The sequence below is a fragment of the Lactobacillus sp. ESL0230 genome, assembly GCF_003692805.1.
GTDB classification, from domain to species: Bacteria; Bacillota; Bacilli; order Lactobacillales; family Lactobacillaceae; genus Lactobacillus; species Lactobacillus bombicola.
In genome coordinates, this window is the sequence record NZ_REHI01000006.1 from 821,746 (window position 1) to 839,941 (window position 18,196).

General features: G+C 34.9%; 20 protein-coding genes and 2 other annotated features. Of the genes, 2 read left to right on the forward strand and 18 right to left on the reverse strand.

All coding sequences use genetic code 11. From position 1 onward, the window contains the following. Positions 1–30: 30 nt before the first annotated feature. From pheT to F5ESL0230_RS05785, 4 genes are all read right to left on the reverse strand, one after another. On the reverse strand, positions 31–2,448 hold the full coding sequence (gene pheT, locus F5ESL0230_RS05770; protein ID WP_122021966.1) for a phenylalanine--tRNA ligase subunit beta: 2,418 nt from the start codon (positions 2,446–2,448) through the stop codon (positions 31–33). Next, complete coding sequence (gene pheS / locus F5ESL0230_RS05775) at positions 2,448–3,497, reverse strand: phenylalanine--tRNA ligase subunit alpha (protein ID WP_122021967.1); 1,050 nt, start codon at positions 3,495–3,497, stop codon at positions 2,448–2,450. The genes pheT and pheS overlap by 1 nt, the downstream gene beginning before the upstream one ends. A gap of 34 nt (positions 3,498–3,531) precedes the next feature. Continuing rightward, positions 3,532–3,737 (reverse strand) — a binding site (T-box leader). 48 nt (positions 3,738–3,785) lie between these two features. Beyond that, positions 3,786–4,136 (reverse strand): helix-turn-helix domain-containing protein, encoded by a 351-nt coding sequence (locus tag F5ESL0230_RS05780; RefSeq protein WP_090092867.1) that lies wholly within the window; start codon positions 4,134–4,136, stop codon positions 3,786–3,788. A gap of 72 nt (positions 4,137–4,208) precedes the next feature. Next, on the reverse strand, positions 4,209–4,976 hold the full coding sequence (locus tag F5ESL0230_RS05785; RefSeq protein ID WP_122021968.1) for an RNA methyltransferase: 768 nt from the start codon (positions 4,974–4,976) through the stop codon (positions 4,209–4,211). Positions 4,977–5,068: 92 nt separating this feature from the next. Here F5ESL0230_RS05785 and F5ESL0230_RS05790 point away from each other — a divergent pair, with 92 nt between their 5' ends. Together F5ESL0230_RS05790 and yidC are read left to right on the forward strand one after the other, a co-directional pair. Further along, a complete protein-coding gene (locus F5ESL0230_RS05790; RefSeq protein ID WP_122021969.1) occupies positions 5,069–5,392 on the forward strand; it encodes an acylphosphatase in 324 nt (107 codons plus the stop codon). A 33-nt stretch (positions 5,393–5,425) separates the two neighbouring features. Continuing rightward, complete coding sequence (yidC, locus tag F5ESL0230_RS05795; protein WP_122021970.1) at positions 5,426–6,400, forward strand: membrane protein insertase YidC; 975 nt, start codon at positions 5,426–5,428, stop codon at positions 6,398–6,400. Between the two features lie 139 nt (positions 6,401–6,539). Here the strand turns inward: yidC and F5ESL0230_RS05800 are convergent, their stop codons facing one another. From F5ESL0230_RS05800 to thrS, 14 genes are all read right to left on the reverse strand, one after another. Continuing rightward, positions 6,540–8,105, reverse strand: coding sequence for a HAMP domain-containing histidine kinase (locus F5ESL0230_RS05800; RefSeq protein ID WP_122021971.1), 1,566 nt, complete (start codon positions 8,103–8,105; stop codon positions 6,540–6,542). Further along, entirely contained in the window at positions 8,083–8,796 is a 714-nt protein-coding gene (locus F5ESL0230_RS05805; protein WP_090092872.1) for a response regulator transcription factor, read from the reverse strand. The genes F5ESL0230_RS05800 and F5ESL0230_RS05805 overlap by 23 nt, the downstream gene beginning before the upstream one ends. 144 nt (positions 8,797–8,940) lie before the next feature. Beyond that, positions 8,941–9,501, reverse strand: a complete 561-nt coding sequence (locus tag F5ESL0230_RS05810; protein ID WP_122021972.1) for a DUF177 domain-containing protein — start codon at positions 9,499–9,501, stop codon at positions 8,941–8,943. Between the two features lies 1 nt (position 9,502). Further along, positions 9,503–10,657: a nucleotidyltransferase gene (locus tag F5ESL0230_RS05815; RefSeq protein WP_122021973.1), complete on the reverse strand. Its 1,155-nt coding sequence runs from the start codon at positions 10,655–10,657 to the stop codon at positions 9,503–9,505. A 6-nt stretch (positions 10,658–10,663) separates the two neighbouring features. Then, positions 10,664–11,011 carry a ribosome silencing factor gene (rsfS, locus tag F5ESL0230_RS05820; RefSeq protein ID WP_090092877.1) on the reverse strand — a complete coding sequence of 116 codons (348 nt, stop codon included), beginning with the start codon at positions 11,009–11,011 and terminating at the stop codon, positions 10,664–10,666. After that, entirely contained in the window at positions 11,008–11,622 is a 615-nt protein-coding gene (yqeK, locus tag F5ESL0230_RS05825; RefSeq protein WP_122021974.1) for a bis(5'-nucleosyl)-tetraphosphatase (symmetrical) YqeK, read from the reverse strand. The genes rsfS and yqeK overlap by 4 nt, the downstream gene beginning before the upstream one ends. After that, positions 11,615–12,256 (reverse strand): nicotinate-nucleotide adenylyltransferase, encoded by a 642-nt coding sequence (locus tag F5ESL0230_RS05830; RefSeq protein ID WP_122021975.1) that lies wholly within the window; start codon positions 12,254–12,256, stop codon positions 11,615–11,617. The genes yqeK and F5ESL0230_RS05830 overlap by 8 nt, the downstream gene beginning before the upstream one ends. Positions 12,257–12,264: 8 nt before the next feature. Next, a complete protein-coding gene (gene yqeH / locus F5ESL0230_RS05835) occupies positions 12,265–13,374 on the reverse strand; it encodes a ribosome biogenesis GTPase YqeH (protein WP_122021976.1) in 1,110 nt (369 codons plus the stop codon). Further along, positions 13,367–13,891 carry a YqeG family HAD IIIA-type phosphatase gene (locus F5ESL0230_RS05840; protein WP_122021977.1) on the reverse strand — a complete coding sequence of 175 codons (525 nt, stop codon included), beginning with the start codon at positions 13,889–13,891 and terminating at the stop codon, positions 13,367–13,369. The genes yqeH and F5ESL0230_RS05840 overlap by 8 nt, the downstream gene beginning before the upstream one ends. A gap of 106 nt (positions 13,892–13,997) precedes the next feature. Further along, a complete protein-coding gene (gene rplT / locus F5ESL0230_RS05845; RefSeq protein WP_090092885.1) occupies positions 13,998–14,354 on the reverse strand; it encodes a 50S ribosomal protein L20 in 357 nt (118 codons plus the stop codon). A 37-nt stretch (positions 14,355–14,391) separates the two neighbouring features. Next, a complete protein-coding gene (gene rpmI / locus F5ESL0230_RS05850) occupies positions 14,392–14,592 on the reverse strand; it encodes a 50S ribosomal protein L35 (RefSeq protein WP_090092886.1) in 201 nt (66 codons plus the stop codon). Between the two features lie 20 nt (positions 14,593–14,612). Continuing rightward, a complete protein-coding gene (infC, locus tag F5ESL0230_RS05855; RefSeq protein WP_090092887.1) occupies positions 14,613–15,125 on the reverse strand; it encodes a translation initiation factor IF-3 in 513 nt (170 codons plus the stop codon). 38 nt (positions 15,126–15,163) lie between these two features. Then, positions 15,164–15,276 (reverse strand) — a sequence feature (ribosomal protein L20 leader region). 101 nt (positions 15,277–15,377) lie between these two features. Beyond that, positions 15,378–16,190, reverse strand: a complete 813-nt coding sequence (locus tag F5ESL0230_RS05860; protein ID WP_122021978.1) for a transporter substrate-binding domain-containing protein — start codon at positions 16,188–16,190, stop codon at positions 15,378–15,380. Between the two features lie 62 nt (positions 16,191–16,252). Next, a complete protein-coding gene (gene thrS / locus F5ESL0230_RS05865) occupies positions 16,253–18,187 on the reverse strand; it encodes a threonine--tRNA ligase (RefSeq protein WP_122021979.1) in 1,935 nt (644 codons plus the stop codon). Between the last annotated feature and the right edge of the window lie 9 nt (positions 18,188–18,196).

Consider the following 18,196-nt stretch of genomic DNA (forward strand, 5'->3'; position numbering starts at 1 on the left):
AATATTGATTTCCTAACTTAAAGTCAACCTTTAACGAATTTCTACTTTTAAGCTTTCTTTTAAATGCTGTATAACTGAATCCATTGACCTAGTAACAACTTCATCAGTTAAGGTATCCCTATTATTTAGGAAAGTTAGCCGATAAGCTAGACTCTTTTTGCTTTGGTCAATATGCGGCCCTTGATAGATGTCAATAACCTGTAATTTAATTAAATATTTACCACCATTTTGATTGATAATATCTGCAATGGCTTGGTTCGTTACAGTTTTATCAACCAAAATAGATAAATCCCGCTCAATTGCTGGGAATTTTGGTGTGGCTTGGGCAATTGTCTTTGGCTTGCAAATCAAATCAAAAATTTTATCAAGATCTAATTCATAACCATAAATCTCACTGCCATTCATTGCCTTATTAGCTTGCGTAACTGAATGGCTAATCATGCCAATTAAACCCACATTTTGCTTTTTAATATAGATTCCAGCTGTACGGGTAGGATGCATATCAGTTATAGTTTCTGCACGATATTCTACTTCACTTAAGTTAATCCCAATAGCTGCTAATAAATTGGTTAATTGTCCTTTAACATAGTAAAAATCAATTTTTTCATCATCATGCTGCCAGTTTTCAAAATAAACTTTACCAGAATATAACGCAGCAAGGTGTTCATGCTCGTTATAGATATTGTCTTCAAAATCGTAAACACGTCCTTGCTCATACAAAGCCAATTGATTTTGTTTACGGGCCATATTGTAACTAGCAGCGTCAACTAGACCGGTAAGCAAATTTTGTCTTAAAGTTGAGCGACTTGAATTAAGTGGCATTTGCACCTTAATTGGTTTTTTGGCTTCTTTAGTATAAGCAGTTGCTTTCTGTGGTAAAGTTAAAGAATATGAAATAGCTTCCATCAAACCTTGGCCTTGAACAAAATTCTTTATTCGTCTAATAGCCTCTTCTTTTTTAGAATAACCACCATGAGTTTCCGCTAAAACCGGTTGGGTTGATTCGATATTGTCATAACCATATAAGCGACCAATTTCCTCAACTAAATCAGCGGGAATTGTAATATCCCATCGTCTAGCTGGAACATGGACAGTTAAATCATCTTTTGCAAGTGTAGTTTCAAAATTTAGCCTTTCAAATAGATGTAACATTTCTTTTGCAGCTATTTTTGTACCTAAAGTCTTGTTAATGTATGAAACTGTAGTCTTAATTATTGTTGGTTGCTGAGCTTTATCTATTGCACAGATAGTTCCTTCATTAATAGTTCCGCAGGCATTATTACGTAATAGTAGTGCGGCCATTGCCAAAGCTCGTTGAGTTGCTTCACGATTTATTCCCTTTTCATAGCGACTTGACGCTTCAGTTCGATTGGCATGGCGTAAAGCAGATTTCCTAATTAAAGTAGAATCAAAAATAGCAGCTTCTAAAATCACATCAGTAGTATCAACTTCTATTTCTGAGTTTAAACCTCCCATAACACCAGCCATCATTACCACCTGGTCGCCATTAGTAATTACGATGTCTTCAGGATTAAGGCTGACCTCTTTATTGTTAAGTAGAGTTAATTGTTCCCCTTCATTAGCTTTGCGCACAACTAATTTATTATTTGCAAAAGCTCTAGCATCGTAGGCATGTAATGGTTGCCCAGTTAAAAGCATGACATAGTTTGTTACATCAACTACATTGTTGATTGGTCTAATTCCAGCATTCCATAAACGTCTTTGCATCCATAGTGGGCTAGCAGCTATTTTAACATTAGTGATTTTTCGCAAATAAAATTTGGAGGTTAAATCAGAATCAACCGAAACAGCAAAACTGTCTGTCCATGCCTCTCCATCAGCTTTGATAGTTACATTTTCTACTTTAACGGGTTCATCAACAATTGCCCCGACCTCATAAGCAGAGCCTTCCATGGACAGTGTATCAGCACGATTAGGAGTAATATCAAAATCAAAAATATAATCATCCATTCCTAAAGGTTCAAATACTGTTTGACCCGGTTTAATGTCAGCATCTTTAGGAAAAACGTAAATACCAGCAGCATATTTTTCAGGAACTACACTATCTGAAAATCCAATTTCTTGTAAACTACAAATCATACCATTGGATTCATATCCACGCAGTTTTCCCTTTTTTATTTTAGTATTGTCAATAATTCTGGCACCGGGTAAGGCTACAATAACATCTTGACCAGCCGCTACATTAGGGGCACCACAAACTATTTGATGTGGTTCATCCTCACCAACATCAACATGTGTAATATTTAAATGGGTACCTTCAATTGGCGTACAATCAATAATATGACCTACAACAATTTTTTTCAAACCAGCTTGTGGATGCTTTACCTCTGCAACTTCCACGCCAGTTCGCGTAATTTTTTCTGCTAATTTTTCAGGATCTTGGTCTAACTTTAGAAAATCTTGGAGCCATCTATAAGAAACTAACACTATCTTTCCTCCTTGCTAAATTGTTCTAAGAACCGAACATCATTAGTATAAAAGTCGCGAATATCATCAATACCATATTTAAGAATAGCAAATCGATCAAGCCCTACACCAAAAGCAAATCCACCATAAGTATTTGAATCAACACCAGCATTTTCTAAGACATTGGGATGCACCATACCAGCTCCTAGAACTTCAATCCAACCAGTATATTTGCAAATTGAACATCCCTTGCCATCACAATTAAAGCAAGAAACATCCATCTCAACCGAAGGCTCAGTAAATGGGAAATAACTTGGACGTAGCCTTGTTTTACGATCTTGACCAAAGACATGTCTGGTCATCATTTCTAAGGTTCCTTTTAAATCACCCATGGTAATATTTTTATCTACTACTAGACCTTCCATTTGCATGAATTGATGAGAGTGAGTTGCATCATCATCATCACGGCGATATACCTTACCGGGGCCCACCATCTTTAATGGTCCCTTAGTAAAGTCAAATTTTTCTAAAACTCGCGCTTGATCACCCGAAGTCTGTGAACGTAATAGATCTTCGGCATCAATATAAAAAGTATCTTGCATATCACGTGCTGGATGATCTTTAGGCAAGTTCATCATTTCAAAGCAATAATGATCTGTTTCAATTTCTGGTCCTTGAACAACTTCGTAACCCATACCAATAAAATATTTTTCTAAATCATCTAAAATAATATTAATTGGATGCTTTACACCTAAATGAGACTTTCGTCCTGGTAAAGTTACATCAATTTTTTCTTGTTCAAGTTGTTCTTTTTCGATAGTCTTAAGAATTTTAGCTTTTGCTTCATCTAATTTTTCATTAAATAAATCACGTAATTCATTTACTTTTTGTCCAATTTCACGCCGATTTTTTGGTTCAACATTCTTCATTGAATGCAAAATTTCAGTCAGTTCACTCTTGCGACCAACTAACTTAATCCGCACCTGGTTTAGCGCTGTTTCATTTTTTGCTTGTTTGATTTCAGTTAATCCTTGCTCACATAGCTGATTCAGCCTGTCAAATAAGTCCATAATTTTCCCTCTCAGATAAAAAAGCTCCGCCCCAAAAAGGGACGAAGCTTCGCGGTACCACCCTAGTTTAAGCCCAAATAAGAACTTACACTTAAGTTTTCGATAACGGTGAATACCGGAATTGATTAGATTCTACTAGTAAGATGAAATTCACAGAATCATTTAAACTTTTCTCCCAGCTTAATAAAAAGTCTCTCTAAGTAAACAATTTCTGTTACTAGTCTTACATTGCGTAATTACATAATAGAATAATGCTTTTTGAAATAACTTTCAAGTAGTTAGATTATTTTACTCCCATTTATCGGCCCAACCATGAATTTGATCGAAAACAGGTCTGAGCTCTTCACCCTTTTTGGTTAAACTATAAGAAATTATTTTTGTTTTTTCATCAACTAATCTTTTGATTATATTTTCTCTTTCTAATTCTTTAAGACGTTCAACTAATACACGATCAGAACATGCTTCTACACAGCTAGCTAAGTCTTTAAAACGCATATACTCGCCATCACATAAGGAACTAATAATTAGGCCATTCCATTTTTTACCAATGATATTAAATGCATTAATAAAATGTTGACACTGTTCATAGTCAATAGCTTTACAACCCACTTTAATTTTATTTTTAACACTCTGAGCCATGGTACTTCCTCTCACATCAAAGTAATATCTGACTTATTATAAAAAAACCACTTACTAAAAACAAGTGAATTACTAAGCAAAATAATAAATCATAATACCAGCAGCAACTGCTGCATTTAACGACTCTGCCTTTCCTTTAATTGGAATATATAATTTTTGGTCACTAATTTGCGCAACGGCAGAACTAACACCATGCGCCTCATTGCCAATTACCAACCCTAATTGCAAGACGGAATTAAACTCTTGCAGCTGCTTAGCTGAAGAATCTAATACACTGGAATATATTGGGATTGAATTATTTTTAAATATTTCAATTACCGTTAACAAATCTTGGACAATTAGTTTAATATGAAATTGGCTACCTTGCATTGCTCGTTGCGTTTTGGGATTATAAAGATCTACACTTTCTGGTGACAAAATAACACCATCAAAGCCAGCAGCATCAGCTGTTCTGATAATAGTACCCACATTCCCTGGATCAGACAAATGATCTAGCAAAACCCACTTTCCATAATTAAATGAATAAACTTTGGGTTGAGAAATTTTTAATACCATAAAAATTTCTTGCGAACTTTTTGTACTTGATAAGTGACGAGCAATTGCTGAATTAATAATAATATTTTTAGAAGATGTATAATCAAGTTGGTATTTTTGCTCTACTTGAACTATGGTCTCTTCTGTACCTAATAAATAAATATATCCGTGAGAGGCTTTGAAAGCTTCTTCAACTAAATGAAATCCTTCAACTATATATAGACCAGTTTCTTCACGATATTTTTTTTGCTTTAATTTTACTAAGTCTTTAATTAACTTATTGTTTACTGAACTTATTTGTTGCATCGGTTAAACATCTTCTTTCAAATTTTATTATAACCCAGGATTAAATGGATTAAATGTTAAAATCAAAATCGTAGCTACAGAAAGGAAAAATTATGCGATTATTTAAAAAACAGCAACCAGCTAAATCAAGTAGTTCACCAACTGAAACTTGGTGTCTAACAGTCTCAGGTATCGTTCAAGGCGTAGGCTTTCGTTGGAGTGTTTTAAATTTAGCTCAAAAAATGAAAATTAATGGTACAGTATGTAATAATAGTGATCAAACTGTAACCATCATTTTGCAAACAACACTTGACCAAGTCAATCAATTTTGTTTTGCACTTCCGCAAAATATTTCCCAATTTGCACATATTACAAAAATTAAAAAAGAAAAAATGACAAATATAGCCAAAATGAATGATTTTCATGTATTATATTAGATATTGACTAAAAAAAATACTATGGTGAATTTAATGAAAAAATATCGTAAATATATCAGTTTGATTGTCCTTTGCTTGGCAGTCATGTTAATTGTCACTGCATGTTCGCAAACTACAAAATCATCTACTCTACCACCTCGGGGTGGCTTCTATGGCTGGATTTTCAACTTGATTGGTCAGCCTTTACAAAATATTATGCTACGTTGTTCTACGCTGATTGGTGGTGCTAATGGAGCTGGTTGGGCTATTATTTTAATGACTTTTATAGTCAGAATGGTGTTATTGCCACTAATGCTTAACCAACAAAAGAAAGCTACTACGCAACAAGAAAAAATGGCTCGGGTCCAACCACAAATGAAATTAATTCAAGAAGCGATGAAACGCAAGGATTTGACCCAAGAACAGCAGATGACTCTAGCAGGCTGGCAAAGAGAATTGTATTCGAAAAACAACCTCTCTTTAACTGGCGGAATGGGTTGCTTACCGCTGATTATTCAGTTTCCAATTATGATAGGAATTTATCAAGCAGTTATGTTTTCTAGCACATTAGCTCATTCAACTTTCTTTGGTATTTCCTTAAGTGAGCGTTCGCTATTAGTAACAATTATGGCTACTATTTTTGCATTCCTACAAGGATACCTTTCATTAATCGGTATTCCACCAGAGCAAAAAAAGCAAATGCAATACATGATTCTAATGAACCCATTGATGACTTTGTTTATTTCACTTTCTGTATCTGGTTCTGTTGCTTTATATTGGGCTGCCGGTAACTTTTTCTCAGTTATTCAACAGATAATTGTAACTTTTATTATTATGCCAAAAGTTAAACAAGAAGTTGATACTGAATTACAAAACGAACCGATAAAAGAAATTGTTACTAAGGATAAAATTGCTAATTTGCTAAGTTCTCCAACCACTAGCTCACAGAAAAATGAGCAAACGAATCAGTTACATCAAAATTTACGTAACCGCAATAAAGGCAAACAACAAAAGCATCATAAAGACTAAAAAATGCATGATTTTATTTAATAATGAAATCATGCATTTTTATAATATAAATTTTAACAGTAAGTGATTATAAGTAGATTATAAGTATAGCAATTTCGCTTTATTTAATAATCGAAAACTACTACCAAAGCGCTTTAATTTACTTATTTTTTTGCTTACTTTGTTCACGTTGACGTAATTTTTGAGCTTGGGCCTTACTCAATACAGGAAAAATCATAATAAATTGACTTCCCTGTCCTTCAACAGATTCAACGCTAATCGTACCATGATAGCTAGTTACCAGTTTTTGAGCAATTGAAAGCCCTAGACCATTGCCACCTTTTTCTCTTGTTCTAGCTTTATCTACACGATAAAAACGATTAAAGATTTTACTTTGCTCAGACTTTGAAATTCCTTCCCCATAATCTTGAACAATAATATGGACTTCATTTTGATCTAGCCCAGCTGAAATATTTAATTCCTTACGGTCAGTAGAATATTTAATGCCATTATCAATCAGCACAACAAGCAATTGTTCTAAGTGACCCTGATATATTTGAATTTCCGTCTCGAGCGGTAAATCGTCCATATCAAGGCTAATTGTAAAGTCAGTATGAACCATTGCCATATTTCCGGTCACACGACGCAAAACATCTGCTACACGAGAAACTGCATTAGGATATTGCACATTAATTTGTTCAGCCCGTGTTAAATCAAGCATTTCTTGAATCAAGTGTTGCATTCTTTTCGCTTCTTGCAAGGAAGCATTAATTGATTCAGCTAAGATTTCAGGATCATCTTTACCCCAGCGCTCTAGCATATTTAAATGTCCTTCGATGACTGCAACTGGTGTACGCAATTCATGTGAAACATCACCAACAAATTCTTTTTGTTGATCAATATATCTTTGCATGCGATCTAACATTTGATTAAAGGAGACGGCTAATTCTTGTAATTCATCGTGACGATGAAAATCTTTGATTCTAACAGTACTATTAGGATCATCATTAACTTCTCTAGCAACTTTAGACATCTCTTTAACGGGCTTAACAATGCCTAACACAATTATCAGAGAAATAATTATAAATAAAATAATTGCTATAACCGAGATGCGTACCATCCATTTGAGAAGTTTCTGCATTAATCCGTTATAATACGTCATTTTGTTTGCTACAACAATATAGCCCGTAATTTTACCTGTTTGAATCGATCTAACTTTTTGATAGGTCACTAACTGCCGATGGTGATTTTGATAGACTTTTTCCATTAGGTAGTCACCTTGGAAATTTTTAAACTTAGGAATATTGCTACCATTATCAAAAACGTCTTCTTTTTCCAGATTATAGACCACTACATTTAAATCTGGATTAGTTAAAGATGACAAAAGGTCATCATTAAATGCATTTGTACTATGATCATTATCACTAATTGCAGGATTTCCTTGTAAAATATTACGGATAGATGGGGTCAATGATGGTACAACATTAGAAATCTGCAATTCATGTGGGATACGCGTAAGATTTTCATTTAGCTTGATCATCATTTCTTCAGACGTTTCTCTTTGTTGCGTCATTGATTGCTGGTCAACGATAGAATAAATAATTACTGAAAATACAATAAAAGAGACCATAATCGTTAATGCAACGACACTTACCCAATGGACGATTAAGGACGAGTGTTTGGTCTCTTTTATATTTTTTTGATTATTTTTTTTCATCGTCCTCATCTCTTACCATATATCCGGTACCGCGAACGGTCTTAATATATGATTGTTGTCCAGGAACATCAATCTTATTACGTAAATAGCGTACATAGACTTCAACAACATTTGTTTCAATATTTGAACCTGGTCCCCAAATTTTTGATAACAATTGATCACGACTAACTACGTTATTCTTATTTTTGATTAAGGTCATCAAAAGATTGTATTCACGCTTGGTCAAATCAACAGCTTTACCATCACCACGACGAACAATTCGATTTGCAGTTTCAATAGTCATATCCTTAAACTTAATGACTTTCTTTTCAATTGTGCCATCCGATGCTTCTTTTTCGATTTTAACCCGACGCAAAACTGCGCGCAAACGAGCCAAAAGTTCTTCAATTGCAAAGGGCTTCACAATATAGTCATCCGCACCATGATCTAAACCTGATACGCGATCAATCACTGAATCCCTAGCAGTCATCATAATAATAGGTGTACTCTTAGCTTGACGAACGCGACGCGCAATTTCCAAGCCATTTAAATCAGGCAACATTAAATCTAACAAAATTGCATCAAAATCTTCTTTTAATGCAAGCTCTAAGCTTTTACGACCATTACTTTCAACTACTGTATCGTAATTTTCATGTTTAAGTTCTAACTCAACAAAGCGTGCTAAGTTCTTTTCATCTTCAACAATTAAAATTCTTGCCATTTTTTCTTCCTTTTCATAATTATTAAATACAAACCAGCATTATAACCTAATTATAAGTTAAGCATACTTTAAAAATGCTTTTAAAACAAGATAAAAAAATCAGGTTAAGACTAACTCTGATTTGATTTTGATTTTTATTTTTAATTACTCTGCATCCTGATTATCATTTTTCTGATTAAATAAATTTTTTAGTTTGGCAAAAGCCGGATTTATCTGGTTTGATTTACCCTTATTAAATTCTGCTTCTGAAATGACAGTCCAACCATTACCTTGAGGATAAATATTATCTTTTTCTTCCTCAGGTGTCAAAATAGTGACGGGTATATGCAGTAAAATATTGTCTTCAATCGCAGTTTGTAAATCTATATTGTCATCTTCGATTTTGACAATTGGTATATCACTTTCATCGAGCTCTTCTTTAGGTATATCAGTAGTAGTATAACTTTCACTATACCTGAAATTTTCATAATATTCTACTGGTTCTAAACTCCGACTGGAAGGAACAACTAAATTAGCTGTAACTTGAAAATTGCCTGTTACATAGGGCTCGCTATAAAACACATCACCAACAAACTGAACATTTTCAACTTTATAAAGTAACTTTTGACTACGCTGTAAAAATTCTGGTCTTACATTTACAGCACATTCAATATGGGTCAAAGGAGCTGAACTCTTTACTATTTGTGAAAAACTAAGTGATAACATTTTATACCTCCAAAGGACGACGCCCAAAGTTTTGATCAGTCTGCATAACCTGCTCGAATAGCCGATCAACTCGCTTTTGCAAATGCAACGAACCAGTCTTAGTATTTTTTTGGTCGACCTTAGATACAATATTAGCCGATGTTTCTTTTCTAATCTGTTTCAAATATTTTTGACCTATCTTACTATAACCAAGTAGCAGAATCGCCTCATTATTAAAACTGGCAATTATATCATCTTGTGTAACATTTAGCAAAGTATATAAACTCAAGCGTCGTAGCCGTGAATATGTATACCTTTTAGATTTGATTCGCCGTAAAAATTCTGTAAAAGTTTGAGCTAAATGAATTTCATGTTTCATCTTATATTCAAGCCCTTCACTCATTTGATAAATTTGTCGCAATTCTGTGTATGTCGCTGATTCAAGCCGATACTTTAAAAATGGAAATAAAATATTCCAATTTGGATACACTTTTTGTTGCTGTAAATTTTCAACTTCTTTTTCAGGTAACCATTGATTAAGGTCAATATTTGCTCCATTATGCAAAATAATATTCCTAATAGCACTGCCACTTTGGACTACTCCACTGTCATGCAATAAATCATCATGCCCTGCACCAATACGACTAATTGGATGCAAACTTAATGGTTCACCAAGATTGTGATTAGCAACTGCATATGCTAGAGCTAAAATAGCGTTTGGTTCATTAACCTCATGGCCAACTTCACGGGCAACCATTTGATTATACTGCGTCGAATATGTTTGACTATAATCATTAAAATCCATATGACTTTGGGGAATCTCAGCAATTCTACCACCCAAATAAGCAAAATTTTGGCTAGCATCTTCAACCCCAAAAACTAAGTCGCTAACCCCTAGTTTAACTAACTGATCAATACTACCTAACGAAAAAAGGTCCGCTGGCTGGACTGACGTAGAAAATGGCAATTCAAAAACCAAATCAGCACCACTTTCTAATGCAGCCTGTGCTCTTGCCCATTTATCAATAATCGCCATCTCGCCTCTTTGAACATAGTTACCCGACATAATGACGACAATTGGATCTCTACTACCAGCAAGATAACGTGCTTGATTCATTAAAAACTCATGTCCACTATGGAAGGGATTATATTCTGCAATGATCCCAACAACACTCATATTCAGCTAGTCTTCCTTTATTTCTATTTTTTTACCATCAGTCCATAATTTTTCAACGTTGTAAAAATCACGAGCTTCTTCTGTAAATACATTAACCACAACATCACCTAAGTCAAGTAATAACCAATTTGACTCGCTAGATCCTTCAACGCGATAATCGTTAAAGTTAGCCAGATGTGCTGCATCAATAATTGCATTGGCAATTGCATGTAGTTGACGATTAGAACCTGCACTTGTTGCAACATAGTAATCAGCCAGAATACTATAGCCTTGCATATCATAGGCAACAGTATTTTCACCATGGCGATCACTAATTGCCTTTAATGTAAATGTTAAAATATCTTTACTAGTCAATTTTTCTCCTCATTATTTTCCTTAGTACTCCACACATTATACGCATCTAGAGTACGGGGGTAAATTTTATCTCTCTTTTTTATCAAAAATTCAAGAGTATGTGCTAGTTGGTAAGCCACACCCGAATCTAAGTTATTACACGTAACCTCTTGTGCTTCCTCAACTCCAGCAAAAGTCCTTCCCGGCTCAATATAATCAGCCATAAAAACAATTTTATCTAACAGGGTCATTTCGACGTCAGCTGTTGTATGACGCTTTATAGCATTGAGAATTTCCGAATCTATAATTTTTAAGTCGCGTTGCACAAAATATGCTCCTACCATACCATGCCAAATAGCTGGACCCCAATTTAAAAGGTCATGGTCCATCTTTTGTTCCTTAATTACTTTACGAAATTCATCAGCTGGAATTTGTTTAGCATAATCATGAACAAAACCGGTTAAAGCTGCTTTATTTTCATCATAGTGATTCAATTTGGCTAATTTTCTTGCTGTTTCACTGACTCTAACACAGTGATTAAACCGACTTTGATCCATATTATTTTTTTCTTTAGTTATTATTTCATTGCTAGATAATGGTGAATAAGTATTTTCAAAAAACAAATCACTCATAATATAATCCCTTTTTTTGAATATAATTTAAAACTGTTTCTGGTACTAAGTATCTAATTGAACCACCCACTGCAATAGTTTGCCGAACTAAGGTTGAGCTTACATCAATGCCTGGTACATCTACCCAAATCATTGGTAACCTTGCCTTTTGGGGATAGCCGGCACGCTGTATCCCAACTAAAGTGGCCAATTGGGCTAATTTAGTTGGCTCTTTCCATTCAAATAATTGATTAACTTGATCACTACCCATAATTAAATAATAACGATTCTCGGGGTAGATTTCATGTAAATAACGTAAGGTATCTACAGTGTATGAGACGCCACCACGAAATAATTCAAACAACTTAACCTGAAACCGCGCATTATTTTGCGTAGCCAATTCTAGCATATTTGCTCGATCTTGAGCGGAAACAATTGGCGTATTTTTTAACGGAGGTATATTGGTCGGAATAAACCAAATTTCATCTAAATGCAGCTTACTTAATACTTGTTCTGCTACAAGCAAGTGTCCAATGTGAACTGGATTAAATGTGCCACCAAAAATACCAATTTGCTTACCATCATGTGCCTTTAATTTTTCTGCTTTAACCTCTACTACAGAGTTATTTTTTAAATCTTTTGCAATCGCAACCATTTTTTCCTCTATATTAAAGCACGTCTAATTCCTAATCCAATGCGGTTAGGTGTGTATATTTTAACTAAGCAATTTGCCGGTACCGTAATAAAACCAATACCACCAAATAATAAGTCACTTTTGACACTAGTATGAAACTCTTGCCCCTTAAGTGCAGGTAAATCAGTAGTGTCTGCTGGCGGGACAAGCAATTCACCTAAATGCTTTAGATAAAATTCATCAGCATTTTCCGTCTTAGTACGATGAACATATAAATCACGTGCAACATACACAGTAAAACTTGTAGGTTCACCTTTTAAGTAGTCGATTCTACCTAAACCAGCTAAAAATAATGTATTGCCGGGCCGTAATTGATATGTTGCTGGCTTCATTGGCTTTTGCGGCGAAATTACCGCTAAATCTCTTGCATTCAAACGCGTAGCCAGTTGATTTTCAGACATTATTCCAGGAGTATCAACTAAGAAATGACCATTTTCCAAAGGAATTTCAATTTTGTCAAGTGTTGTACCAGGAAAGCGTGAAGTTGTAATTAGATCCTTAATATCGCCCATTTGATTAATGATTGCATTAATTAAAGTTGACTTGCCGACATTAGTCATACCCACAAAATATACGTCTTGCTCTTGAGAACGCTTGTCTAGATATGAAATTAAATTAGCTAAATTTTTTTGCTTTTTGGCACTGACTAAAAATATTTTTTTAGGGAATAAGCCAACGCGATTTGCCTCTTGTCTCATCCAGTCTTTAATTTTACTTTGACGTGAGTTTTTAGGAAATAAATCAAATTTGTTACCAACTAAAATAAAATCATTATCCCCAATAAAACGAGTTAGAGAAGATAATAATGAATTCGTGAAGTCAAACAAATCTACCACATTAACAATTAATGATTTTTTTTCAGCTAAAGAATTAAGTAGTGCTAAAAAGTCATCGTTATCAATGGCAACTGGCATAATTTCATTATAATGTCGCAAACGAAAACATCTTTGACAATAGATATCATTATCTTCGGTATCAATAGCATCTTTTAATCGCTTAGCTGGCAAGTATCCTGCTTCATTAATTTCATCAGATTGCAACACAGCGCCACAACCGATACAAATAATTTTGTCATCCATTTTTTAATGTCTCCTTAAAAGTTATCGGCTGGGAAAGTGCTAAAAAGAAAAAAATTAATTTTTCTAAAAAACGATTAATACGCGTATTCCACTTATCGGTCTTAACCAATGGCTTGACTAAAACTGATTTAACGCCAGCAAAATTTCCTGCCTGTATATCAGTAATCAACTGATCGCCAACCATCATTACCTGATTAGATGCTAAACCCATTTTTTCCCTTTTTCTTGTAATTGCAAATGGTAAGGGTTTCCTTGACTTAGCGATAAATTCAATATGGTAGGGGGTAAGGACCTTGCTAATTCGTTTGGCATTATTATTTGAAATTACCACCAATTTAATCCCAGCATTTTTTAAACGCTGATTTAACATGTCCATTTCCTTGGCTGTTTCAAACTTATCCCAAGCCAAAAGAGTATTATCTAGATCTGAAAATACCGCTTTAATACCCATTTGATGAAGTACATTGGTATCTAAATGATAAATTGTATCAATTGTATAACATGGTCTAAATAACATTTAACTTTCCCTTCATTAACATGTCCATAGTCTAATATATCAGAGAATAAGCTTCAAGTGATAAATTTTGACATAAAAAAACGGCGCAACCGCGCCATTCTTTAACTTATTTTAAAGCATTTTTAGCAGTTTCAGCTAATTGTGCAAAAGTCTTTGAATCACTATATGCAATATCGGCTAACATTTTACGGTTGATATCAATACCCGCAACTTTCAAGCCGTGCATTAACTTAGAATATGAAAGATCATTTTGTCTTGCTGCAGCATTAATTCTCGCAATCCATAACTTTCTAAAGTCACTCTTACGTCTTCTACGATCACGGAATGCATATCTGTAAGATACGAATAATTGTGTACTTGCAGCTTTAAATTGCATATGCTTTGCGCCCCGGTAACCCTTAGCGAGCTTCATAATCTTTTTACGACGTTTACGTGTTACTGTTCCACCCTTAACTCTTGGCATCTAAAATTCCTCCTAAATATCGCTGTTACTTTAATAATTAACGCATTTGTGAGAGCATCTGCTTGATGCGCTTCAAGTCGCTACGCGAAACTAAAGTAGCCTTTCTCAAATGACGACGTTGTTTCTTAGTCTTACCGTGGAAACGGTGACCAGTAAAAGCGTGATGACGCTTTAATTGACCAGAAGCAGTTCTTTTAAAACGCTTTGCTGAAGCGCGGTGGGTTTTCATTTTAGGCATTTCTAATTCCTCCAAATTAACTATTTATTTTTATCACTCTTGGGAGCAAGTATTAAGAACATTGAACGACCTTCCATCTTTGGCTTGCTTACAACAGTAGCAATGTCCGCAGTGGCTTCTGCCATTTTTTCTAGCACATCACGTCCTAATTCTTTATGAGTAATAGCTCGACCCCTGAATCTAATTGAAACACGAACATTAGCTCCTTCTTTAGTAAGAAACTTTTGCGCATGCTTTAATTTAGTGTTAAAATCATTGCCTTCAATTGTTGGACTTAGGCGTATTTCCTTCACACTAACTGTCTTTGACTTTTTGCGTGATTCTTTAACCTTCTTTTGTTGTTCAAAACGGTATTTACCGTAGTCCATTATACGAGCAACTGGTGGTTTGGCATTAGGCGAAATTAGAACTAAATCTAAATTTGCAACACTTGCTTGGCGTAAAGCCTCAGCTTTGGTTACAACACCAACTTGTTCACCATCTTCATTAATTAAACGAACTTCGCGTGAGCGAATTTGGTCGTTTAATATCAAATTCCTTGGTATAATTCTTCACCTCCATAGTTAACTTGAGGACAAGAAAAGAGCGGGTAATAAGTAACCCGCTCTTAATCAACAGAAAATATCGATTAGCCCAGAGGTCAACTTAACTTAGGCGAGAAGCGGGAAGCTTCTTCTTGTTCTCAACTAATATGATTATACACGTCTTCTACTAACTAGTCAAATTGTTTTAATAAATAAAGTATTATATTTATTAAAGTAATATCAAAATTGTAGCTAATCAATTTAATTATAAAGAGTTTTATAATTAAATCCAGGAACTCGACCAAACCATTTTTTAATTAAACGATTATATTGGCCATCATGTTGCATTTTTACAATTGCCCGATTAATAGCACGCTCGAATTTTTCTTGATGCTTGTTAATGGCAATTCCATAGGGTTCATGGGTAAAGGTCCCTCCGCGCACCTCTAATGTCGGGCTTTCAACCGCAAGACCATATAAAACACCGTTATCACTGGAAAGGGCATCCCCCTGACCAGCTTTTAATGCAACAACTGCTTGACCATAGTCTTGCATTTGCACCACCTTAGCTTGCGGGGCTATTTTTTTAATTACTTCAACTGAATTATCACCAATAATTCCAATAACGGTTTTCCCTTTTAAATCATGAACATTTTTTATTTTAGAATCTTTTCTAACTAGCAAAGACTGCCCCGCAGCAAAATATGGACGTGAAAAGTTTACCAGTTTCTTGCGCTGCGGCGTAATAGTCATTGTGGCAATTACAGCATCCACATTACCATTTTTAAGAAGTGGAATTCTTGACTGAGCAGTTGCTAAAACAAATTTAGCTTGACCACGTGAGCCTAAAATTTCTTTCGTTACAGCTTTAGCCACATCAACGTCAAAACCTTTTTCCCGATAATCTCTAACATCTGTTAAACTGAATAGCCTGACATCACTTTCAATTCCCCATGTAATTGTTTTAGAAGCTTGTGCATTCTTTAAAACATCTTGATCAGAAACTTGCTGACTGCAACCTGCTAACAAAAATAGACTGATTAATACCGGAACTAGGTCAAAAATTTTCTTCATATTGACTCTCCCAATAATAAAACAACGGCTGCTCAACAAATTTCAAAGTAGCTCTTAATTACTTATTTTTTGCGTGAATAAGATTTAACATCTTGATCAATTTCTTGAATAAATTGGTCTAAACCTTTGGCTACTTCTTCCTCCGTTCCATAGCGCCGAACATTAACACCATTTGCTTTCATTTCATTGTCACCTAAAACTAAGGTATAAGGAACTTTTTGTGTCTGCGATTCACGAATTTTATAACCTAATTTTTCATTACGTAAATCTGCTTCTGCTCTAAAACCACGCTTATTTAATTCATCACGAACCTTTTTAGCATAATCAGAATGCGCATCAAGATTAACAGGAATTACTTCAACTTGAACTGGAGCAAGCCACGTTGGAAAGGCACCTTTATAAATTTCAATTAAATAAGCAATAAAGCGTTCCATTGTGCCTACAATTCCGCGGTGCATCATCACTGGGCGATGCTCTTCCCCATCTTGCCCAATATAAGTCAAATTAAATCTTTCTGGTAACATAAAGTCGAGTTGAATTGTTGACATTGTTTCGTCAGCACCCAGAGCTGTTTTAGTTTGAATGTCTAACTTCGGACCATAAAAAGCAGCTTCACCTTCTGCTTCAACATAGTCAAGTCCCATGTCATCCATCGCTTTTTTAAGCATTGATTGACTTCTTTCCCACATTTCATCATTAGCAAAATACTTTTCTGTATTCTTCGGATCACGATATGACAGTCTGAAATAGTAATCAGTAATATCAAAGTCCTTATAAACGTCCATAATTAATTTCAAAATCTTAGAAAATTCTGCTTGTACTTGGTCAAGCGTAACAAAAGTATGACCATCATTTAAAGTCATCTCACGTACTCGTTGCAAACCTGACAAAGCACCAGATTTTTCATATCTGTGCATCATTCCCAATTCAGCAATTCTAATAGGCAATTCACGATATGAACGGATATGATGCTTATAAATTTGAATGTGTGACGGACAATTCATTGGGCGAATTTCAAGCATTTCACCATCGCCCATGTCCATTGGAGGAAACATATCATCACGATAATGTGCCCAATGACCTGAGGTCTTATACGCATCTACATTTAAAAGAACGGGGGTATATACATGTTGATAACCATCAGCAACTTCACGATCAATAATATAACGCTCAACTACGCGCCTAATAGTTGCTCCTTTTGGCATCCAGTATGGTAATCCTGCACCAACTTTAGGATCAACAAAGAATAAATCAAGATCACGCCCAATTGTACGGTGATCACGTTCTTTAATTTCTTCACGTCGCTTTAAATCAGCCTCAAGATCAGCCTTTTTGAAGAAAGCCGTTCCAGAAATTCTTTGTAGCATTGGATTAGATGACTGCCCCTGCCAATAAGCACCCGCAACTGACAATAATTTAAATTGCTTAATTTTACCAGTATTTGATACCAAAATATCAAAGCCAAAATCAATAAAGTCACCTAACCTATATGCTGTAATTTCATCGCTTGCTTCAGCTTGCAGTAAATCAAGTTTAAAAGCATTATCTCTGAAAATTTCTTGAAGTTCTGCCCGTGACATTGTCACTGCTTCAATTTTTTCACCAGCCTTAATTAAATGCTTAACTGCTTTTTCAAGTTCAGGTAATTCACTAATCTTGATTTGGTTTTCTTTGTCAGTATCAACAAAGAACCCATCTGTCTCAGTCCCATGTTCACCTAAGCGTAACTCTGGATAAGCTTTCTTCGCTGCTGCTTCAAAAATAAAAGCTGCACTAGCTCTTAAAATATTTAAACCTTCTTCATCCCGATCAGTAATAATCGCAACCTCAGCATCTTGATTTAATTCATATTCTACTGGATGAAGTTGTCCGTTAACTCTACCAGCAAGTGCTGCTTTGCCAAGAGAAGTTGAAATGCTGTGTGCTAATTCATTAATAGTGACTGTTTGTTCAAAAGCTCGTTTTGATCCATCTGGTAAAATAATTGAAAAGCTCATATTTCCTCC

Coding starts and splice junctions, on each gene's coding strand:
- pheS (WP_122021967.1), bottom strand. CDS start 3,497: ATGGACTTATTTGACAGGCTGAATCAGCTATGTGAGCAAGGATTAACT.
- F5ESL0230_RS05780 (WP_090092867.1), bottom strand. CDS start 4,136: ATGGCTCAGAGTGTTAAAAATAAAATTAAAGTGGGTTGTAAAGCTATT.
- F5ESL0230_RS05785 (WP_122021968.1), bottom strand. CDS start 4,976: ATGCAACAAATAAGTTCAGTAAACAATAAGTTAATTAAAGACTTAGTA.
- F5ESL0230_RS05790 (WP_122021969.1), top strand. CDS start 5,069: ATGCGATTATTTAAAAAACAGCAACCAGCTAAATCAAGTAGTTCACCA.
- yidC (WP_122021970.1), top strand. CDS start 5,426: ATGAAAAAATATCGTAAATATATCAGTTTGATTGTCCTTTGCTTGGCA.
- F5ESL0230_RS05800 (WP_122021971.1), bottom strand. CDS start 8,105: ATGAGGACGATGAAAAAAAATAATCAAAAAAATATAAAAGAGACCAAA.
- F5ESL0230_RS05805 (WP_090092872.1), bottom strand. CDS start 8,796: ATGGCAAGAATTTTAATTGTTGAAGATGAAAAGAACTTAGCACGCTTT.
- F5ESL0230_RS05810 (WP_122021972.1), bottom strand. CDS start 9,501: ATGTTATCACTTAGTTTTTCACAAATAGTAAAGAGTTCAGCTCCTTTG.
- F5ESL0230_RS05815 (WP_122021973.1), bottom strand. CDS start 10,657: ATGAGTGTTGTTGGGATCATTGCAGAATATAATCCCTTCCATAGTGGA.
- yqeK (WP_122021974.1), bottom strand. CDS start 11,622: ATGAGTGATTTGTTTTTTGAAAATACTTATTCACCATTATCTAGCAAT.
- F5ESL0230_RS05830 (WP_122021975.1), bottom strand. CDS start 12,256: ATGGTTGCGATTGCAAAAGATTTAAAAAATAACTCTGTAGTAGAGGTT.
- yqeH (WP_122021976.1), bottom strand. CDS start 13,374: ATGGATGACAAAATTATTTGTATCGGTTGTGGCGCTGTGTTGCAATCT.
- F5ESL0230_RS05840 (WP_122021977.1), bottom strand. CDS start 13,891: ATGTTATTTAGACCATGTTATACAATTGATACAATTTATCATTTAGAT.
- rplT (WP_090092885.1), bottom strand. CDS start 14,354: ATGCCAAGAGTTAAGGGTGGAACAGTAACACGTAAACGTCGTAAAAAG.
- rpmI (WP_090092886.1), bottom strand. CDS start 14,592: ATGCCTAAAATGAAAACCCACCGCGCTTCAGCAAAGCGTTTTAAAAGA.
- F5ESL0230_RS05860 (WP_122021978.1), bottom strand. CDS start 16,190: ATGAAGAAAATTTTTGACCTAGTTCCGGTATTAATCAGTCTATTTTTG.
- thrS (WP_122021979.1), bottom strand. CDS start 18,187: ATGAGCTTTTCAATTATTTTACCAGATGGATCAAAACGAGCTTTTGAA.